The organism is Paraburkholderia sp. AV2 (assembly GCF_054968425.1).
Map to the genome: position 1 here is coordinate 40,441 of NZ_JBANLK010000041.1, position 20,525 is coordinate 60,965.

Below are 20,525 nucleotides of genomic sequence, written 5' to 3' on the forward strand. Positions count from 1 at the left end.
TCTTTCTTTTTCCGGCGCCAGAGCGATCAGCGGATTCGCGCCCGGCGCCGGTGTTTCCCCACGGAGTATCAATGAGCATAGATCGGGCTTTGGTCGACGCCGCGCTCGCGGCCCTCACGGATCCGAATACGGGCCGGCCGTATGCGACAGGCAAGGGCGTGCGCAACGTGGCGGTCGAGGGCGATGCGGTGAGCGTCGAGATCGTGCTCGGCTATCCGGCGAAGAGCCAGTTCGACGCGGTCCGCGCCCAGGTCGAAGCGGCGCTCGCCGCGGTGCCGGGCGTGCGTACCGGCCGTGTCGCGGTGAAGAGCGAGATCGTTTCCCATACCGTCCAGCGCGGCGTGAAGCTGCTGCCGAACGTGAAGAACATCGTCGCCGTCGCTTCGGGCAAGGGCGGCGTCGGCAAGAGCACGACGGCCGTGAACCTCGCGCTCGCGCTCGCCGCCGAAGGCGCCGCGGTGGGCGTGCTCGACGCGGATATCTACGGCCCCTCGCTGCCGATGATGCTCGGCATCCAGGGCCGGCCCGAGTCGCCCGACGGCCAGTCGATGAATCCGCTCGAAGGCCACGGCCTGCAGGCAAATTCGATCGGCTTTCTCGTCGAGCAGGACAATCCGATGGTCTGGCGCGGCCCGATGGCCACGTCTGCGCTCGAGCAGTTGCTGCGGCAGACGAACTGGCGCGAGCTCGACTATCTCGTGGTCGACATGCCGCCCGGCACCGGCGACATTCAGCTCACGCTCGCGCAGCGCGTGCCGGTGACGGGCGCCGTGATCGTCACGACGCCGCAGGACATCGCGCTCATCGACGCGAAGAAGGGCCTCAAGATGTTCGAGAAGGTGGGCATTCCGATCCTCGGCATCGTCGAGAACATGGCCGTGCACGTCTGCTCGCACTGCGGCCATGCCGAGCACATTTTCGGCGCGGGCGGCGGCGAGCGCATGGCGCAGGAGTACGGCGTGGAAGTGCTCGGCAGCCTGCCGCTCGACATCGCGATCCGCGAGCAGGCCGATTCGGGCCGCCCCACCGTGGTCGCCGATCCCTCGGGCCAGGTGGCACAGGCGTACCGTGCGATTGCCCGGCGCGTTGCGATCCAGATCGCCGAACGTGCGCGCGACATGACCTCGAAGTTTCCCAGCATCGTCGTGCAAAACACCTGAACGGCCGGCATGAATTTGCCCGGGACCGGGCCCCTGCGGCGCGGTCCGCATGGTGCGGCCCCGCACGCGCGCAGACGCATGGGTGCGCGGTATGATGTGGGCTTGGTCGGGTCCGGTTCGATGGCTGCAGGGGCAGCACGCGGCCCTAGAGGATCGCATGGGTAAAGGAAACGAGACGCAAGCAGCGTATGGCTACGTCGTACTGGCAGTTGCCGGGTGCATGCTGCTCGGCGGCTGCACGGGTTTCATGGGGCAGCAGGACAAGCGCGCGGTTGCGCAGTTGCTGCCCACGATGGGCAATCAGGTGCGCGGCTCCGTGTCGTTCGTCGAGCGTGCGGACGGCGTCCAGGTGTCCTACAACCTCATGGGTCTGCCACCCGATAGCGATCATGCATTGCAGGTTCACGAGCGCGGCGACTGCAACGCCACCGATGCCTCGAGCGCCGGCGTCGTCTTCGCGCCCGCCGCCGACCGGCTCAAGGCCGGCGCACGCGTGGAAGGCGATCTCGGCAACATCCACGCCGATTCGAACGGCGTCGCCACCGGCTTCATCGTCGCGCCTGACGTGTCGCTCGACGGCGTGCGATCGGTGGTCCAGCGCGCCGTGCTGCTCCACCGCGACGCCATCGACCCCTATGCCTACCTGCAGCGCGGCACCGGCCCGGCGCTCGCGTGCGGCGTGATCCACTCCCAGTGACGAAGCGCGCACGCGTTTTCCCGTGCGTTTCTGCGAATTTCTTGCATATCGCTTTCATGATGCGCGGCGCCGTACCCTGCCGGTTGCACCCGTCACATCGCCCGACATACGTCTCGCGGATGTCCCCCAGGCGTCTCGCACGCGCTTTCCAGCACGTCGATCCACATCGCGTAAAATAAGCGCCTTTCGTACGTGGCGGCACTCGGCACCCGCGGGCACGGCCTGCGCCCGGGCGTATTTCCCGCCTTTTCGTCATACACCTGGCACGCAGCGACTTATATGGCAATCAAATCCGACAAGTGGATCCGGCGCATGGCCGAAGAGCACAAGATGATCGAGCCGTTCGTGCGCGATCAGGTCCGCACGTCGGAGGACGGGCGCAAGATCGTGAGCTACGGCACTTCGAGCTACGGCTACGACATCCGGTGCGCCGACGAATTCAAGATCTTCACGAACATCAACTCGACCATCGTCGACCCGAAAAACTTCGACGAAAAGTCGTTCGTGGACTTCAAGGGCGACGTCTGCATCATCCCGCCGAACTCGTTCGCGCTCGCCCGCACGGTGGAGTATTTCCGCATTCCGCGCAACGTGCTGACCGTGTGCCTCGGCAAGTCCACTTATGCGCGTTGCGGGATCATCGTGAACGTCACGCCGTTCGAGCCGGAATGGGAGGGCTACGTGACGCTCGAATTCTCAAATACGACACCTTTGCCTGCGAAAATCTACGCGAACGAGGGCGTCGCGCAGGTGCTCTTCTTCGAAAGCGACGAGGTCTGCGAAGTGTCTTACGCGGACCGCGGCGGCAAGTACCAGGGGCAGCACGGCGTCACGCTGCCGAAGACCTGATCCGGCTTCCCGGCGGCGCGGGCCCATAAGACTCACCGAGGCTCACCGCCCAAACGATATGCGGGGACCGCTGCGCAACACATGCAGCGGTCGTTTCTTTTGGAGATTCGCCCATGAAGTTTCGCTTTCCCGTCGTCATCATCGACGAAGACTTTCGCTCCGAGAACATCTCCGGTTCCGGCATCCGTGCGCTCGCCGAAGCCATCGAGAAGGAGGGGGCGGAAGTCCTCGGGCTGACGAGCTACGGCGACCTCACGTCGTTCGCGCAGCAGTCGAGCCGCGCCGCGTGCTTCATTCTCTCGATCGACGACGACGAACTGCTCACGTATGTCGAAGGCGGCGACGAAGAGGCGCCCGAGCATGCACCGGCGATCATCGCGCTGCGCGCGTTCATGGAAGCGGTGCGCAAGCGCAACGCCGACATCCCGATCTTCCTGTACGGCGAAACGCGCACCTCGCGCCATCTGCCCAACGACATCCTGCGCGAGCTGCACGGCTTCATTCACATGTTCGAGGACACGCCGGAATTCGTGGCGCGCCACGTCATTCGCGAAGCGCGGGTGTACCTCGACGCGCTCGCGCCGCCGTTCTTCAAGGAACTGGTGAAGTACGCGGACGAAGGCTCGTACTCGTGGCACTGTCCGGGACACTCGGGCGGCGTGGCGTTCCTGAAGAACCCGCTTGGCCAGATGTTCCACCAGTTCTTCGGCGAGAACATGCTGCGCGCCGACGTCTGCAATGCGGTCGAAGAACTCGGCCAGCTTCTGGATCACACGGGCCCGGTCGCGGCCTCGGAGCGCAATGCGGCGCGCATCTTCAGCGCGGACCACGTGTTCTTCGTGACCAACGGCACGTCGACCTCGAACAAGATCGTCTGGCACGCCACCGTGGCGCCGGGCGACATCGTGCTGGTGGACCGCAACTGTCACAAGTCGATCCTGCATTCGATCATGATGACGGGTGCGATTCCGGTGTTCCTCACGCCGACGCGCAACAACTTCGGCATCATCGGCCCGATTCCGCGCGACGAGTTCAAGCTGGAGAACATCCGCAAGAAGATCGAGGCCAACCCGTTCGCACGCGAAGCGCTCGCGAAGAACCCGAACGCGAAGCCGCGCATTCTCACGATCACGCAGAGCACCTACGACGGCGTGATCTACAACGTCGAGATGATCAAGGATCTGCTGGGCGACCTGCTCGACACGCTGCACTTCGACGAAGCGTGGCTGCCGCACGCCGAGTTCCACGAGTTCTACCAGGACATGCACGCGATCGGCGCGGGCCGTCCGCGCACGGGCGCGCTGGTGTTCGCCACGCACTCTACGCACAAGCTGCTCGCCGGTATCTCGCAGGCTTCGCAGATCGTCGTGCAGGATTCGGAGAACAGCACGTTCGACCGCCATCGCTTCAATGAAGCCTATCTGATGCACACGTCCACGAGCCCGCAGTACGCGATCATCGCGTCGTGCGACGTGGCCGCCGCGATGATGGAGGCGCCGGGCGGCACCGCGCTCGTGGAAGAGTCGATCGCGGAAGCGCTCGATTTCCGCCGCGCCATGCGCAAGGTGGACGCCGAATACGGCGACGACTGGTTCTTCCAGGTCTGGGGCCCGGATGAGCTCGCGGAAGAAGGCATCGGCTCGCGCGAAGACTGGATGCTGCGCCCGAACGACCACTGGCACGGCTTCGGCGCGCTGGCGGAAGGCTTCAACATGCTCGACCCGATCAAGGCGACCATCGTCACGCCGGGTCTGGACGTGGACGGCGACTTCGGCGACGCCGGCATTCCGGCCGCCATCGTGACGAAGTACCTGGCCGAGCACGGCATCATCGTCGAGAAGACGGGGCTCTACTCGTTCTTCATCATGTTCACCATCGGCATCACGAAGGGCCGCTGGAACTCGATGGTCACCGAACTCCAGCAGTTCAAGGACGACTACGACAACAACCAGCCGCTCTGGCGCGTGCTGCCCGAGTTCGTGGCGCAGCACCCGATGTACGAGCGCGTGGGCCTGCGCGATCTGTGCCAGCAGATCCACAGCGTCTACCGTGCCAACGACATCGCGCGCCTCACGACCGAGATGTACCTCTCGGACATGGAGCCGGCCATGAAGCCTTCCGACGCGTTCGCGAAGCTCGCGCACCGCGAGGTGGACCGCGTGGCCATCGACGAGCTCGAAGGCCGCGTCACGTCGATCCTGCTCACGCCGTACCCGCCGGGCATTCCGCTGTTGATTCCGGGCGAGCGCTTCAACAAGACGATCGTGAACTACCTGAAGTTCGCGCGCGAATTCAACGAGCGTTTCCCGGGCTTCCATACGGATATCCACGGTCTGGTGGGCGAGATGATCAATGGGCGCATCGAGTACTTCGTCGATTGCGTGCGCGACTGAGTCCGATGAAGAGCGGTAACACGATGCGCACCTGGCCACGTTGGCCATGCCGGAAATCGGGCGTCGCGTCGCTGCTGGCGGCGTGGCTGCTGCTGGCGGGGCCGGCGCATGCGGAAGTGGCGGCGGCCGATCCGATCGACGCGGGAATGCGCGCGTGTCTTGCGCGCGCGGACCGGTCGTCGACGGCCGGGCAGGTGCAGTGCATGGACGACGCGCGCACCGCCTGGCGCAGCGCGGCCGACAACGCGCTCAACGCCTTGATCGCGAAGGTGCCGCCCGCGCAGCAAAAGGGCTGGCAACTAAGCCAGCAGCGCTGGGCGGCGTGGCGCGACGCCGAGGACACGATGCTCGCGGCCGCGTTCGCGACCACGAGCGGCTCGTCCTATCAGCTCTACGACGCGGACATGCGCCTGCAGCCCGTGCGCGACCGCGCGCTCTCGCTGCGGCGCCAGGCCGCGGCCGCCGGGCCGCAGGATGCGCCGGGCGCGTGGGTGTGTTCGGCGGATGCGAGCTGCGAGCACGTCAGCTACGACCTCAATCGCTATTACCGCAAGCTCTATGCGCGCATGCCGGCGCATTCGCGGCCCGTCCTTACGCGCGCGCAGGCCGCATGGCGCGCGTACCGCGACGCCACCCTGCCGCTCGTCGACGAGCACGCGCGGCTCGATCTGCTGGGTGCGCGTCTTGCCACGCTCAAGCGGCTCTCGGAGACGGTGGGCAACCGCTGACGCCCGAACGCGGCATGCGCCGCGCCACGACGGCCGCGGCGCGCGTCAGTCGACGATGAAATCTTCGGGCAGGCGCGTGGGCAGCGTCGTCGGCTCGCCGAGCAGGTCGCGCAGCGCGGCCTCGATATAGACGGACATTGCCGTGAGCGCGAGGTCGTTGTCCTCGGTGCCGAACGGGTCTTCGATTTGCGAGGCGATGGCCTCGTGCGCCATGAACGTGTACGCGACGAACACCGCGAAGACCGGCGTGAGCGCCCCGATGCTGTCGACGAGGCCGAACGGCAGCAGCGCGCAGAAGAAGTAGACCGTGCGGTGGATCATCACCGTGTAGGCGAACGGCAGCGGCGTCGAGGCGATGCGTTCGCAGCCGCCTATCACATCCGAAATCCCGTTCAGATTGTGCTCGAACGCGAGCACCGCGAAGCCGTCGAGGCGGCCTTCGCGCGCCTCGTTGCGCACCCACTCCGAAGCGCAGAGGAGCAGCGTCATCGGCCTGAAGCGCGAGGCCAGCACGCGTTCGAGCAGCGCGGGCGAGAGCCGCTGCGCGAGGTCGGCTTGCGGGTCGGTGTGGCGCAACTGGTGGCGCAGCGCGTGCGGCAGCGCACAAAGGATGCCGACAAGCTCGCGTGCGCGCGCGGCGCCGCCGTTGCCGCTTTCGTTGCCGCTCGGCAGGGTCAGCGCTTCGCGCGTAAGCGAACGCGTTTCGTTGAGCAACTGCCCCCAGAGCTTACGTCCTTCCCAGTAGCGGTCGTAGCTCGCGTTGTTGCGAAAGCCGAGGAACACCGCGAGCGCAATGCCGATCAGCGAGAACGGCACCGTGCTCAGATTGACGGTGACCTTGAGGATGTGATCGTGCGACGCCACGGCGATGATCGACAGGCATAGCACGATAAAGAGCCGCGGCAGCAGTTGCGGCAGTACGGAGCCGCGCCACGCGAGCAGCATCCAGAACCAGTTGAGGCGAGGGCGGACGATCATCGGCGAACGAGAGGCGGGGCGCGGTCGGGCGCGCCCCGAAACGTGGTTTGAGTTACTGGATCGCTGCGCGTGCTGCCGCAATGGCTGCGCGCACCTGTTCGGGCGCGGTGCCGCCTGGATGGTTGCGCGAGGCAACCGAGCCGTCGAGCGTCAGCACCTCGAACACGTCTTCGCCCAGCAGGTGCGAGACCGCCGGCAGATCCCGGCGCATTTCGTCGAGCGTGAGGTCGGCGAGGTCGCAGTTGCGGTCCACGCAGATGCGCACGGCGTGCGCCACGGCTTCGTGCGCGTCGCGGAACGGCAGACCCTTCTTCACGAGGTAGTCGGCGAGGTCGGTGGCTGTCGAGAAGCCTTGCAGCGCCGCCGCGCGCATCGCCTCGGCCTTGACCGTGATGCCCGCGACCATCTCCGCGAAGATGCGCAGCGTGTCGGCGACGGTATCGACCGTGTCGAACAGCGGCTCCTTGTCTTCCTGGTTGTCCTTGTTATAGGCGAGCGGCTGGCCCTTCATCAGCGTGAGGAGGCCCATCAGATGGCCGTTCACGCGGCCGGTCTTGCCGCGCGCCAGTTCGGGCACGTCCGGGTTCTTCTTCTGCGGCATGATCGACGAGCCCGTGCAGAAGCGGTCGGCCAGATCGATGAAGCCCACGCGCGGGCTCATCCACAGCACGAGCTCTTCCGAGAAGCGCGAAACGTGCGTCATGACGAGCGCCGAGGCGGCCGTGAATTCGATCGCGAAGTCGCGGTCGGAAACGGCGTCGAGCGAGTTCGCGCAGATGCCGTCGAAGCCGAGCGTCTTCGCCACGGCGTGGCGGTCGATCGGATAGCTCGTGCCCGCGAGCGCTGCCGCGCCCAGCGGCAGGCGGTTCACGCGCTTGCGGCAGTCCACCATGCGCTCGGCGTCGCGCGTGAACATTTCCACGTAGGCGAGCAGGTGATGGCCGAACGTGACGGGCTGCGCCACCTGCAGGTGGGTGAAGCCCGGCATGATTGTGCCGGCGTGCTGGTCCGCGAGGTCGAGCAGCGCGCGGCGCAGGTCGCCGAGCAGGCCGCCGATGCGGTCGATTTCGCCGCGCAGCCACAGGCGGATGTCGGTGGCGACCTGGTCGTTGCGCGAGCGGCCCGTGTGCAGGCGCTTGCCGGCGTCGCCGATCAGGGCGGTCAGGCGCGCCTCGATGTTCAGGTGCACGTCTTCGAGATCGAGCAGCCACTCGAACTCGCCGCGCTCGATCTCGCCCTTGATCTGCGCCATGCCCTTCTGGATGGCGGCGAGGTCGTCGGCGGAGATGATCTTCTGCGCGGCCAGCATCGACGCGTGCGCGAGCGAGCCCTCGATGTCCACGAGCGCGAGGCGCTTGTCGAAGAAGACCGACGACGTGTAGCGTTTGACCAGCTCCGACATGGGTTCGGAGAAGCGAGCCGACCAGGCTTCGCCTTTTTTGTGCAGTTGGGACGTCATGGTGATGGGCGCAAACGACGTGAGAAGGAGGTGGGAAGGCTGCCCGCGCGGTGGCCGCTTCGCGTAAAGGCGGCGCGCGGCGCGAAAGAGCCCGATTTTACCATCGACGGACACCGCGGCCCCTGCCGCAGGGCTGCTCAGAGCCGCACCAGCACCACCAGCTTCAAGTCTTCGCGGTGCGCGGGTTTGAACGTGATCTGGTCGTAGGCGATGCGGCCGTGCCGCGGGTGATTGAACTCGCGCCGGCCGCCCTCGCGCTCGAACACGTCCTGCGAGGCCCAGAAGCGCGCGAACGCGTCGCTCGACGCCATCAGCGAGTCGATCAGCGCGCGGGTCGGCGCGTCGTTCAGGTGGCGGATCGAGTCGGCGCGGAACTCGGCGGCGAGGCGCCGCGCGCGCGTTTCCCAGTCGACGATCAGCTCGCGCCCAAGCGGCTCCGTGAACGTGAAGCGCAGCAGGTTGCGGTCGTGCGCGCCGTCCAGCCAGCCCGTGAACAGGTCCGTCGCGCGCGCGTTCCAGGCGAGCGCCGTCCACTGGCGGTCGAGCACGTAGGCGGGCGCATCCACGAGCTGCACCGTTTGCAGCAGCGTGGAGGGCGCGTCGGCGGCGCCTGCCACGTCGGGCTCGGCAGGGTCGCGCTGGGCGGCCAGTTCGAACAGATAGGCGCGTTCGGCGCGCGAGAGCTGCAGCGCGACGGCGATGCGCGCGAGCGCGTCCGCCGAGGCCGAGACGGGCCGCCCCTGCTCGATCCACGTGTACCAGGTCGGGCTCACGCCGCAGAGCTGGGCCACTTCCTCGCGCCGCAAGCCGGGCGTGCGGCGGCGCGGGCCGGGCGGCAGGCCCACGGCCTGCGGGGAAAGCCGCTCGCGATGGGCGCGGATGAAATCGCCCAGCGCCTGCGCGGGCGTGGTGTCGAGAACGCGGGCGGCGCCGGAGTCGGGCGTGCCGGCGGGGGTATCTGGCTTCATGGGCGTGGGACGGGTGCTGGCGATACCAGAATATCTGCTTAACTTGTACTGGTACCAAACGGGCTCTATTGTAGCGGCAGGACGAACCGGAAAAGGAGCATTCGATGAAGCATCACGACCAGGTGGCCGACGCTTTCGGCTCGACAGCCGCCGCCTACCTCACGAGCCAGGTCCATGCGAGCGGGGCGGATCTGGAAAGCCTTGCTGCGACGCTCGCGGCCACCGGCGGCCACGCGACGGTGCTGGACATGGGCTGCGGCGCGGGGCATGCGAGCTTCGCAGTGGCGCCGCATGTGCGCGAGGTGGTGGCGTACGACATTGCCCCGCCCATGCTCGCCACGGTCGAAGCCGCCGCGAAAGAGCGCGGCCTGACCACGATCCGCACGCAGCAGGGCGCGGCCGAGACGCTGCCGTTTTCCGACGGCTCGTTCGACTGGGCCGTGAGCCGCATGAGCGCGCACCATTGGCGCGACGTGCCGAAGGCGCTCGCCGAGGTGCATCGCGTGCTCAAGCCGGGCGGCCGCCTGAAGTTCATCGACATCGCGGGCATCGACGATCCGCTTTACGACACGCATATTCAGGCCATCGAAATTTTGCGCGATGCCTCGCATATCCGCGACTATCGCGCCGACGAATGGATCGCGATGCTCGACGCCGCCGGCTTCGATGCGCAGGTGAGCGAGCGCTGGCGCATCGGCATCGACTTCGATTCGTGGGTGGCGCGCATGCGCACGCCGGCCGGGCGAATCACGGCCATCCGTTCGATGTGGGAGAGCGCGCCGGACGAGGTCCGGCAATATTTCGATGTGCAGAGCGATGGCTCGTTCAAGCTCGATGCGCTGATGATTGAGGCGAAGCGGCGCGGCTGAGCCCCATGAAAAAACGGCGTCGTGCCCCTGAGAGCACAACGCCGTTGGTGTTTAGCGAGATGGCGCGAAGCGCGCCGCCTCAACCCGTATTGCGCAACCCCGCCGCAATCCCGTTGATGGTCAGATGAATACCGCGCCGCACGCGCGGGCTCGGGTCGCCGGCGCGATAGCGCTTGATCAGCTCGACCTGCAAGTGATTGAGCGGATCGAGATACGGGAAGCGGTTCTTGATCGAACGCGCGAGCAGCGGGTTGTCGGCGAGACGTTCGCCCGAGCCCGTGATCTCGCCCAGCACCTTCGTCGTGCGCTCCCATTCCGCCACGATGCGCTCGAATACGTGCTTGCGCAGCTTCTTGTCCGCGACGAGCTGCGCGTAGCGCGAGGCCACTGCGAGGTCGGTCTTCGCGAGCGTCATGTCCATGTTCGAGAGCAGGTTCGAGAAGAACGGCCAGCTCTTGTACATCTTCCTGAAGAGGGCGAGGCGCCGCGCGCGCTCGGCCTCGCTGCCCGCTTCGTCGAGGTACGCGGCCACCGCGCTGCCGAAGCCGTACCAGCCCGTGAGCAGCAGGCGGCACTGGCCCCACGAGAAGCCCCAGGGAATCGCGCGCAGATCGTCGATCTTGCGGTTCTTCGGGTCCTGCAGCTTGCGCGAGGCCGGGCGGCTGCCGATGTTCAGCTCGGCGATCTCGGTGATCGGCGTCGAGGCGAAGAAGTAGTCGGTGAAGCCCGGCGTCTCGTAGACGAGCGAGCGGTACGCGGCCATCGCCGCGTCCGAGAGCTCCTGCATCGTCTCTTCGTAGGCGGCCAACTGCTGCGGCGAGTTGCCCGCGTGGTCCTGCGGCAGGAGCGTGGCTTCGAGCGTCGCGGCGATCACGGTTTCCAGGTTGCGCCGGCCGATCTCCGGGTTGCCGAACTTGCTCGCAATCACCTCGCCCTGCTCGGTGAGGCGGATCTGTCCTTCCACGGTGCCGGGCGGCTGCGAGAGGATGGCGTTGTAGGTCGGGCCGCCGCCGCGGCCCACCGTGCCGCCGCGGCCGTGGAAGAGGCGCAGCGTGATGCCGCGCTCGCGGCACAGCGCCACGAGCGCAAGCTCGGCGCGATAGAGTTCCCAGTTCGAGGTGAGGAAGCCGCCGTCCTTGTTGCTGTCCGAGTAGCCGAGCATGATCTCCTGCTCGTTGCCCTGGTGTTCGACGATACCGTCGATGCCCGGCAGCGCGAGCAGGTCGCGCATGATGTTCGGCGCGTTGCGCAGGTCGGGGATCGTCTCGAAGAGCGGGATCACCATGAGGCCGGCCTTCGCCGGGTCGTCCGCGTGGCCGAGGCGGCCCTTGAAGAGTCCCGTCTCCTTCTGCAGCAGCATCACTTCGAGCAGGTCGGAAACCGTTTCGGTGTGCGAGATGATGTAGTTGCGCACCGAGCGTGCGCCGAATTTTTCGCGCGTCACGCGCGCCATTTCCAGCACGCCGAGCTCGCTCTTCACGAGGTCGGAGTACTCCAGATACGGCGTGCGCAGCATGCGCGGGTCCGCGAGCTGGGCGAGCAGGACGATCTGCTTGTCTTCCTCGGAGAGCGCGGCGTAATCGGCCTCGACGCCCGCGCGCGCGAGCAGTTCGGCGATCACCGCCTCGTGGATGTCCGAGCTCTGGCGCAAGTCGATGCTCGCGAGGTGGAAGCCGAACACTTCCACGGCGCGCAGGAGCGGCGCGAGGCGCGGCGTGGCGAGCGAGGCGCCGTGATGCTCGGCGAGCGAGTCCATGAGGACGTGCAGGTCGCGCGAGAATTCGGCGGCGTCGTCATAGGGCTGCGCACGCACCGGCGCCGCGCCGCGGTCGGCGCGGCCCGCGCGGCGCACGGTGACGACGCCTTCGCCCAGACGCACGCGCGCGCTCGCGGCAAGGCGCGTGTACACGCCGATCAGCGCGCGGCGATACGGCTCGTCCACGCGGTGCGGCGAGGTGTCGGGCGACGCCTCGGCCAGCGCCCTCAGCTCCTCGCTGCCGCCCGAGAGCAGGTTCGACACCGAAAGCTCCGCGCCGAGCTTATGCACTTCTTCGAGGTAGTGCTCGAAGATCACGATGGCCTGGCGCTCGATCGCGGCTTCGAGCGTTTCCGCGGTGACGTTCGGGTTGCCGTCGCGGTCGCCGCCGATCCAGCTGCCCATCTGCAGGAACGCGGGCAGGCGCGCCGCGAGACCGTGCTCCTTGAGCACCGTTTCGATCTCGCCGTAGAGCGCGGGGATCTCGCTGAGGAAGGTCGTGTGGTAGTACGAAAGCGCGTTCTCGATTTCGTCGGCGACCGTGAGGCGCGAGTCGCGCAGCATGCGGGTCTGCCAGAGCGAGGTCACGCGCGCGGCCAGCAGCGCTTCGTTCTGCGCGCGCTCGCGCTGCGTGAGCGGCTGGTCGCGCTCGGCGAGCAGGCGCGCGATGTCGTGCTGCGCGTCGAGAATGCTCTTGCGCTGCACTTCGGTGGGGTGGGCCGTGAGCACCGGCACGATCAGCGCCTCGTTGAAGAACTGCTGGAGCACGGGCGTTGCCGCCGCGCCGGCTTGCGCGAGGCGTTCGAGCGAGTGCGAGATGGTGCCGGCCTGCGGCACCGAGCCGGCGAGGTCGTGGATGCGGTGGCGGCGGTTGCGGTGACGGTCTTCGGCGATGTTCGCGAGATGCGAGAAATAACTGAACGCGCGCACGACGCTCACGGTCTGCTCGGGCGAGAGCGCGCGCAACTGCTTTTCGAGCGCGAGCGCCGCCGCGTTGTCGTCCTCGCGGCGAAAGCGCACGGCGGTCTGGCGGATCGTTTCCACGACATCGAACACGGCGTCGCCTTCCTGCTCGCGCAGCACGCCGCCGAGCAGGCGGCCGAGGAAGCGGATGTCGTCGAAGAGCGGCTGGTCCTTGTCGTCGCGCGTGCGCGCGCTGCGCGCCGGAGTCTTCGCCGCGCCGGCGCCGGCGGTCTTCGGGGCCGGGGTCTTCGGAGTCTTCGCTGCCGCTTTCGCGTTCACCGCTTTCTTCGTCGTGCTCGCCGTGCCGGCCGTTGCCGCTTTCGCAGCCTTTGCGGTTTTCGAGGTTTTGGCCGGCCTGGCGGTTTGCGTGGCCGTCGTGTTCGAGGCCGGTGAAGAAGCGTTCTGCGATGCGTTGTTGCGGCGCTCTGCTCGCGCCGATCCGGAAGACTTCACGATGGGTTCCTTAAGGCTTGCCAGGGGATGAGTCGGTTGATCCAAAGACTACCTGATACATGAGCCGCGGCGCCTCGCCGGGCTCGCTACTGCGGGTGCAACCTGGAACGGGGGGTGGGTATAACCCGGCGCCACGCCAGCAAAGCCCCATGGGGCCAGCCGGAAAAGGGGCGCGTGCTAACATTGCCTGTTATCCGATTCTGTTCTTCGATCCCGTCATTCGATGTCCTTGCCATGAACTCCGAGATCTTATCCGCGCCCATGTCGGCCACACCGCGCACGCTGGTGATCGCTTCGCGGGAGAGCCGCCTCGCGATGTGGCAGGCCGAGCATGTGCAAGCTGCGCTGCACAAATTATATCCATCCTGCGACGTGAAAATCGTTGGAATGACGACACGCGGCGATCAAATTCTCGACCGCACGCTCTCGAAGGTGGGCGGCAAGGGGCTCTTCGTGAAGGAGCTCGAGCAGGCCCTGGCCGAAGGGCGTGCCGATCTTGCCGTGCACTCGCTCAAGGACGTGCCGATGGAGCTGCCCGAAGGCTTCGTGCTCACGGCCGTCATGGAGCGCGAGGATCCGCGCGACGCGTTCGTTTCGAACGACCATGGTTCCCTCGCCGAGCTGCCGCCCGGCAGCGTGGTGGGCACGTCAAGCCTGCGCCGCGAAGCGATGATCCGCGCGCATTACCCGCATCTGGACGTGAAGCCGCTACGCGGCAACCTCGATACGCGTCTCGCCAAGCTCGACCGTGGCGACTATGCGGCCATCATCCTCGCGGCGGCGGGCCTCAAGCGACTTGGCCTCGGCGCGCGCATCCGCGCCCTCATCGAGCCCGAGAGCAGCCTGCCGGCGGCGGGCCAGGGGGCGCTCGGCATCGAGATCCGCGCCGATCGCGCCGACATTGCCGCGTGGCTCGCGCCGCTGCACGACGAGGCGACTGCGAAGGCCGTCGAGGCCGAGCGCATGGTGTCGCGCGCACTGGGCGGCAGTTGCTCGGTGCCGCTCGCGGCCTACGCGCAATGGCACGACGGCGCGTTGCAGTTGCGCGGCACCATCGCCACGCCCGACGCGAGCCGCGTGCTGGCCGCCGAGGGCGCCTCGCGGGCCGCGAGCGTGGACGAAGCCGTCGCGCTGGGCCGCGACGTTGCCGATGCGCTGATCGCGCAGGGCGCGCTCGATATCGTGCGCGCGCTCGCCGATGCGGCTCAGGCCGATGCCCCGAACACGCCGCCGGGCGCCGGCCCGGCAGACCCGCAATGACCGGCGCCGCGAACCCCGGCGCCGGCCGCCCGCGCCAACCCGACGAATGGGGCAGCCCGAGCGATCGCGGCGCGCCCACGCCGTCCACGCCACTCGCGTCGTTCACGGCCGTCATTACCCGTCCGGCCGGTCAGTCCGCCGCGCTTGCGGCGCGACTCGTCGCACGCGGCCTCCGCACGCTCGAATTTCCGCTGATCTCGATCGAGCCGGTCCGCGACGACGCCCCGCTGCGCGAGGCGCTCGCGGCCCTCGACCGCTACGCGCTCGTCGTGTTCGTCTCGCCGAACGCCGTCGATTGCGCGTTCGCCGCCTACGCCTCGATCTCGTCGATCTGGCCGCATGCCTTGCCGGTGGCCGTGGTCGGCCCGGCCAGCGTCGCGGCGCTGGCGCGCCATGGCGTCGCGGCGCCCGGGCATCGCGTGATCAGCCCCACGGGCACCGGCGACGAAGAGCCCGCGCGCTTCGACTCCGAATCGCTCTACGCGGCGCTCGAAGCGCAGTTGGGCGCCGACGCGCTCGCCGGCCGGCGTGTGCTGATCGTGCGCGGCGACGGCGGCCGCGAGTGGCTGGCCGAGCGCCTGCGCGAAGCGGGCGCCGAGGTGGAGGCTGTCGCGGCCTACCGGCGCGTCGTGCCCGAGCCGTCCATCGCCGCCTGGGCGCAGGTGCACGCGCTGCTGGCGGGCGTGCCGCATGCCTGGCTCGTGACGAGTTCCGAGGGCGCGCGCAACCTCGCCGAGCTCGCGCGCGAGCATCTCACGGCGGGCGAGATCGTCGAGCTGTACCACGCGCCGCTCGTCGCGCCGCATCCGCGCATCGCTGACACGGCCCGCGGAATGGGTTTTGATAGGATTACGGTGTCCGGCGCCGGTGACGACCGCATCGTCGAGACGCTGCTAGGCCTCGCTTCTTCCGTTGTACAACCGGTTCAGAACAATCCGGCCCAGGCGCCGGCACAACCACGCATGACTGATTCGAACGATTCCAGCAACGTGACCCATCAGAACAGCGCGTCCGCGGGCGCGTCATCCGCGCCCACGCGGCCCGTCTGGTCCGCCGCACCGGTTGCGGCGAGCGGCGGGCGGCGCGGCGGCAGCTCCGCGCTGCTGTGGCTCGTCCTCGTGCTGGTGGCGGGCGGGGCGGGCGCGGGCGGCTACGCGCTGAACCGCAAGCTCGACCGCGTCGATCAGCAACTCGTGCAGCGCCAGCAGGCCGCCGATCAGCAGACCGCCGCGCTGCGCGCGCAGGCCAACGCGGCGATCGCGGGCGCGCAGCAGCTCGACAAGCAGATCGCGCAGCTCGAAGGCAAGATCGCCGACGCGCAGACTTCGCAGCAGGCGCTCGCGCAGCAGTATGCGGACCTCGCGAAGAACCGCGACGACTGGACGTTTGCCGAAGTCGGCCAGATGCTCTCGAGCGCGAGCGAGCAGCTCCAGCTCACCGGCAACACGCAGCTCGCGCTCTTCGCGCTGCAGAGCGCCGACACGCGCCTCGCCGCGTCCGACAGCCCGCAGGCGCTCGCGGTGCGCAAGGCCATCGCGCAGGACATCGACAAGCTGAAGGCCGCGCCGTCCACCGACCTCGCGGGGCTGGCGATCAAGCTCGACACGGCGCTCGCCCAGATCGACACGCTGCCGCTCGCGGGCGAGGCGATCGTCGCGCACACGAAGCCGGAGGCCGCCGCGCCCGCCGATATCGCGCAGACCGCCGCCGCCAACAACGAGCCGCGCTGGAAGGCGTGGCTCCAGACGTTCGGCGCGGGCATCGGCCAGCAGATCGCGAGTCTCGTGCAGGTGCGCCGCATCGACAATGCCGACGCCATGCTGGTGTCGCCCGACCAGGGCTACTTCGTGCGCGAGAACGTGAAACTGCGCCTGCTCTCGGCACGCCTCTCGCTGCTCTCGCGCAACGAGGCGACGCTCAAGTCCGACCTCGCCGCCGCCGACGCGGCGCTCGGGCGCTACTTCGACAGCGGGTCGAAAGAGACCCAGGCCGTGCGCGATCTTGTGAAGGCGGTGAGCGTGGGCTCGGCCGCGGTGGCGGTGCCGAACATCGACACGAGCCTGCAGGCGGTCGAGCAGTACCGGAGCCGGGGGTAAGCATGGGCATCCGTGGACTCCTCTGGCTCGCCGTCCTGTTCGTGATCGCCGTCGCGCTCGCGACGGTGGGGCGCTTCGACGCCGGGCAGGTGCTGTTCGTCTATCCGCCGTATCGCGTGGACGTCTCGCTGAATCTCTTCATCGTCGGCGTGATCGTGGCTTTCCTGCTGCTCTATGCGATCCTGCGCTTCGCGCGCAACATCGTGACGATGCCGCGGCGCGTTGCCGCCTATCGCGCGCGCATGCGCACGGAGAAGGCGAATTCGGCGCTGCGCGACGCCGTCGGCAATCTCTATGCGGGCCGCTTCTCGCGCGCCGAGAAGGCCGCGCGCGACTCGCTTTCCGAGGAGAAGAACAAGGGCGCCGCCGGCCTTATTGCCGCGCTCGCCGCGCATCGGCTGCATGAATACGCGCGCCGCGACGAATGGCTCGCGCAGGTCGACGATGCCGACCTGCAGGAAGCGCGCCTCATGGCGACGGCCGACATGCGCGCCGACGGCCGCGACGCCGACGGCGCGCTCGCCGCGTTGACCGAAATGCGCTCGCAGGGCGGCCGCCGCATCCACGCGCAGCAGATCGCGCTGCGCGCGCAGCAGCAGTTGAAGAACTGGAGCGAAGTGCTCAAGCTCGTGAAGACGCTGGAAAAGCGCGAGGCGCTGCATCCGGCCGTGGCCGTGCGGCTGCGGCAGCTTGCGGCGGAGAACCTGCTGCGCGATCGCCGTCACAACGCCGACGCGCTGCTCGAGCTGTGGCAGTCGCTCTCGCCCGTCGAGCGTCATTCGCCGCGTCTTGCCGACTGCGCGGCCGAACTGCTGATCGCGCTGGATCGCCAGAACGATGCGCGCAAGATCGTCGAGGAGGCGCTCGCGCAGAACTGGGACGCGCGCCTCTTGCGCCGTTATCCGGACACGTCGGGCGCCGATGCGCTGCCGCTGATCCAGAAGGCGGAGGGCTGGCGCAAGGATCGTCCCGAAGACGGCGACCTGCTGTTCGCGCTCGGCCGCCTGTGCCTGAAGCAGCAGCTTTGGGGCAAGGCGCAGTCGTTCCTCGAAGCGGCGCTCAAGTCGGCCGACGCCACCGACAACGAGCCGCTCAAGATCCGCTCGCATCGCGCACTCGCGCGTTTGCACGAGCAGCTTGGGGATAGCGGCAAGGCCGCGAGCCACTATCGCGAGAGTGCGCTGTCGATGAATATCGTCTAAGCGCGCTTCTTGCGGGATTCACGTAGCAGAAATGGCCGCCAATAGCGGCCATTTCTGTTTGGCGGGCGGAAAGCGCACCATGCGGGGAATCCGCCTATCAGCGGTTCACGAGTTTCGCCGGCGCGGCGAGCGCGAGCAGGCCGCCGAGGATCATGAAGGCGGCGAGCATAACCATGCCCGAGTCGTTGGCGGCGGTGGCCTGTTTCAGCCAGCCCACGGCATACGGGCTCAGGAAGCCCGCGAGATTGCCGATCGAGTTGATGAGCGCGATGCCCGCCGCCGCGCCGGTGCCCGCGAGCCACGCCGTGGGCAGGCTCCAGAACAGCGGCAGCGTGGTGAGGATGCCGATCGTCGCGAGCGTGAGCGCGGCCATGGCGAGCGTGGTGTCGTGCGCCCACGTCACCGAAAGCACGAGGCCGAGCGCGCCCGCGGCCGCCGGAATCGCGATGTGCCAGCGGCGCTCGCGTGTGCGGTCGGCACTCCTTGCCACCAGCACCATGCCGACCACGGCCGCCGCGAACGGAATGGCGGAAAGGAGGCCGATGGCAAACGCGTCCTTGACGCCCGTCGCCTTGATGAGGGTGGGCAGCCAGAAGCTCACGCCGTAGAGGCCCATCACGAACGAGAAGTAGGTGAGGCTCATCACGAGCACGCGCGGATTCGTGAGCACGGTCGAGAGGGGCAGGTCTTCCTTGGTGGCCTCCTCGGCCGCGATATTGCGTTCGAGCAGGGCGCGCTCTTCGTCGGTGAGCCACGCTGCGTTGCCGATGCGGTCGTCGAGCACGAAAAACACCAGCACGCCCACGAGGATCGACGGTATTCCTTCGAGGAGGAACAGCCATTGCCAGCCCTGCCAGCCGTTCAGTCCGTCGAAGGAGCGGAGTATCCACCCTGAGACCGGGCCGCCCACCACGCCCGAGATCGCGATGGCCGTCATGAACCACGTCGTCATGCGGCCGCGCCGCTGCGCCGGATACCAGTAGGTGAGGTACAGGATGATGCCCGGGAAGAAACCCGCCTCGCACAGGCCCAGCAGAAAGCGCATCACGTAGAACATCGCCGGCGTGGTGATGAACATGGTCAGGATCGAGACGATGCCCCACGTGATCATGATCCGCGCGATCCAGACGCGCGCGCCCACGCGATGCAAGATTACGTTGCTTGGCACTTCGAACAAAAAATAGCCGATGAAGAAGATGCCCGCGCCGAAGCCGTAGACTGCATCGGAGAGGTTCAGCGCCGAGCTCATTTGCAGCTTGGCGAAGCCGACGTTCACGCGGTCCAGATACGCGACCACGTAGCAGAGCATCAGGAGCGGGATGAGGCGCCACGCGACCTTGCGGTAGGTGGCCTCCTCGAAAGCGGAGGGCGGCACGCTGGCGCCCGCCTGCGGCAGGTGATTCGCTGGAGTGGTCATGATCGCTCCTCGCCTAGACGCAGCGGCCGCCGTCCACTTCGATACAGGTGCCGGTGATGAACGCGGCTTCGTCGGAGGCGAGGTAGAGGCAGGCGTTCGCCACGTCCTGCGGTGTCGAGAAGCGTCCGAGCGGAATGCTGGTGATGAAGCGCTGGCGGTTCTCCGGCGTGTCCGCGACGCCCATGAACTCGGCGGTGAGGCCCGTATTGCCGATCACGGGATTCACGCAGTTCACGCGGATTCCGTCCGGGCCGAGCTCGGCTGCGAGCGCCTTGCTCGCGACGATCATCGCGCCCTTGCTGCCGTTGTACCAGACGAGCCCGGGGCGCGGCCGCACGCCGGCCGTCGACGCGATATTGACGAACACGCCTGCGCCATGCGCGCGAAAGTGCGGCACGAAGGCGCGTACGCTCCAGTAGAGCCCCTTCACGTTGACGGCATAGACACGGTCGAATTCGGCTTCGGTCACTTCGAGCACGGGCTTGTTGCGATGGGTCGTGCCGGCGTTGTTGACGACCACCTGCACGCTGCCGAAGTCCTCCAGCGCCGCGTCGTGCAGGGCGCGCCAGTCGGCTTCGCGCGTCACGTCGCCCGCCACGGCGATCGCCTTGCCGCCCGCGATGGCGATCTCGCTCGCCACCCGCTGCGCCGCGTCGGCATTCAGGTCGTTGACGACGACGTTCGCGCCTTCGCGCGCATAGGTCTTCGCGATGCCTTCGCCGAAGCCCGAGCCGGCGCCCGTGACGACGGCCGTCTTGCCTTTGAGTCGCATGGTGTCTCCGTGTTGTTGTCGATGGATATCGATTTGCAGCGCTGTTCTGCTTGGGTTCAGCCGTGGCGGATGGCAATGGTCTTGAGCACCGTGAAGCCGTAGAGCGCCTCGAAGCCTTTTTCGCGGCCGTGGCCCGACTGCCCGCTGCCGCCGAACGGCAACTCCACGCCGCCGCCCGCGCCGTAGTTGTTGACGAACACCTGTCCCGCGCGCACGCGGCGCGCGATGCGCAACTGGCGCGCGCCGTCGCGCGTCCAGATGCCGGCCACGAGTCCGTAGGGCGTGCCGTTGGCCAGCGCGATGGCCTGGGCTTCGTCGTCGAACGGCATGGCGGCGAGGACCGGGCCGAAGACCTCTTCCTGGGCGAGCCGGCTTTGCGGCGGCACGTCGCGCAGCAGGGCGGGGGCTTCGTAGAAGCCTTGCGCGGGCGCTTCGGCGACGATGCGCCCGCGGGCCGCCGGGGGGGTGGCGTAGTTGGGCGCGTCGTCGGGGAAAGCGCCCCCCC

General features: G+C 67.9%; 16 protein-coding genes. 9 read left to right on the forward strand and 7 right to left on the reverse strand.

The window, feature by feature from the left end:
• The first annotated feature begins 71 nt into the window (after positions 1–71).
• From apbC to V8683_RS23890, 5 genes are all read left to right on the forward strand, one after another.
• Positions 72–1,160 carry an iron-sulfur cluster carrier protein ApbC gene (apbC, locus tag V8683_RS23870; RefSeq protein WP_411190317.1) on the forward strand — a complete coding sequence of 363 codons (1,089 nt, stop codon included), beginning with the start codon at positions 72–74 and terminating at the stop codon, positions 1,158–1,160.
• Positions 1,161–1,317: 157 nt separating this feature from the next.
• Positions 1,318–1,857, forward strand: a complete 540-nt coding sequence (locus V8683_RS23875) for a superoxide dismutase family protein (protein WP_411190316.1) — start codon at positions 1,318–1,320, stop codon at positions 1,855–1,857.
• 279 nt (positions 1,858–2,136) lie between these two features.
• Positions 2,137–2,706, forward strand: coding sequence for a dCTP deaminase (dcd, locus tag V8683_RS23880; RefSeq protein WP_325621399.1), 570 nt, complete (start codon positions 2,137–2,139; stop codon positions 2,704–2,706).
• A 113-nt stretch (positions 2,707–2,819) separates the two neighbouring features.
• Entirely contained in the window at positions 2,820–5,099 is a 2,280-nt protein-coding gene (locus V8683_RS23885; protein WP_411190315.1) for an Orn/Lys/Arg family decarboxylase, read from the forward strand.
• Between the two features lie 5 nt (positions 5,100–5,104).
• On the forward strand, positions 5,105–5,827 hold the full coding sequence (locus V8683_RS23890; RefSeq protein ID WP_411190314.1) for a lysozyme inhibitor LprI family protein: 723 nt from the start codon (positions 5,105–5,107) through the stop codon (positions 5,825–5,827).
• 45 nt (positions 5,828–5,872) lie between these two features.
• On the opposite strand, the gene V8683_RS23895 is transcribed toward V8683_RS23890, so the two are convergent.
• The 3 genes from V8683_RS23895 to V8683_RS23905 form a co-directional block, all read right to left on the reverse strand.
• A complete protein-coding gene (locus V8683_RS23895) occupies positions 5,873–6,805 on the reverse strand; it encodes a bestrophin family protein (protein WP_411190313.1) in 933 nt (310 codons plus the stop codon).
• 52 nt (positions 6,806–6,857) lie between these two features.
• Positions 6,858–8,264 (reverse strand): argininosuccinate lyase, encoded by a 1,407-nt coding sequence (argH, locus tag V8683_RS23900; RefSeq protein WP_411190312.1) that lies wholly within the window; start codon positions 8,262–8,264, stop codon positions 6,858–6,860.
• A 137-nt stretch (positions 8,265–8,401) separates the two neighbouring features.
• On the reverse strand, positions 8,402–9,232 hold the full coding sequence (locus V8683_RS23905) for a helix-turn-helix transcriptional regulator (protein ID WP_411190311.1): 831 nt from the start codon (positions 9,230–9,232) through the stop codon (positions 8,402–8,404).
• A 104-nt stretch (positions 9,233–9,336) separates the two neighbouring features.
• Between V8683_RS23905 and V8683_RS23910 the strand changes: the two genes are divergently transcribed.
• Positions 9,337–10,101 (forward strand): class I SAM-dependent methyltransferase, encoded by a 765-nt coding sequence (locus V8683_RS23910; protein ID WP_411190310.1) that lies wholly within the window; start codon positions 9,337–9,339, stop codon positions 10,099–10,101.
• A 79-nt stretch (positions 10,102–10,180) separates the two neighbouring features.
• Here V8683_RS23910 and ppc read toward each other — a convergent pair whose 3' ends face one another.
• On the reverse strand, positions 10,181–13,273 hold the full coding sequence (gene ppc, locus V8683_RS23915) for a phosphoenolpyruvate carboxylase (protein ID WP_411190309.1): 3,093 nt from the start codon (positions 13,271–13,273) through the stop codon (positions 10,181–10,183).
• Positions 13,274–13,507: 234 nt separating this feature from the next.
• On the opposite strand from ppc, the gene hemC reads away from it, so the two are divergent.
• The 3 genes from hemC to V8683_RS23930 are packed head-to-tail and all read left to right on the forward strand — an operon-like array spanning position 13,508 to position 17,831.
• Positions 13,508–14,533 carry a hydroxymethylbilane synthase gene (gene hemC / locus V8683_RS23920; RefSeq protein WP_411190308.1) on the forward strand — a complete coding sequence of 342 codons (1,026 nt, stop codon included), beginning with the start codon at positions 13,508–13,510 and terminating at the stop codon, positions 14,531–14,533.
• Entirely contained in the window at positions 14,530–16,629 is a 2,100-nt protein-coding gene (gene hemDX, locus V8683_RS23925) for a fused uroporphyrinogen-III synthase HemD/membrane protein HemX (protein ID WP_411190307.1), read from the forward strand. The genes hemC and hemDX overlap by 4 nt, the downstream gene beginning before the upstream one ends.
• 2 nt (positions 16,630–16,631) lie before the next feature.
• A complete protein-coding gene (locus V8683_RS23930) occupies positions 16,632–17,831 on the forward strand; it encodes a heme biosynthesis protein HemY (RefSeq protein WP_411190306.1) in 1,200 nt (399 codons plus the stop codon).
• Positions 17,832–17,928: 97 nt separating this feature from the next.
• On the opposite strand, the gene V8683_RS23935 is transcribed toward V8683_RS23930, so the two are convergent.
• The 3 genes from V8683_RS23935 to V8683_RS23945 form a co-directional block, all read right to left on the reverse strand.
• Positions 17,929–19,248, reverse strand: a complete 1,320-nt coding sequence (locus tag V8683_RS23935) for an MFS transporter (RefSeq protein WP_411190304.1) — start codon at positions 19,246–19,248, stop codon at positions 17,929–17,931.
• A gap of 13 nt (positions 19,249–19,261) precedes the next feature.
• Complete coding sequence (locus tag V8683_RS23940; protein WP_411190303.1) at positions 19,262–20,020, reverse strand: SDR family oxidoreductase; 759 nt, start codon at positions 20,018–20,020, stop codon at positions 19,262–19,264.
• Between the two features lie 56 nt (positions 20,021–20,076).
• Positions 20,077–20,525 (reverse strand): aldehyde dehydrogenase family protein (locus tag V8683_RS23945; protein ID WP_462880683.1); only part of this gene is annotated, 449 nt, incomplete at its 5' end.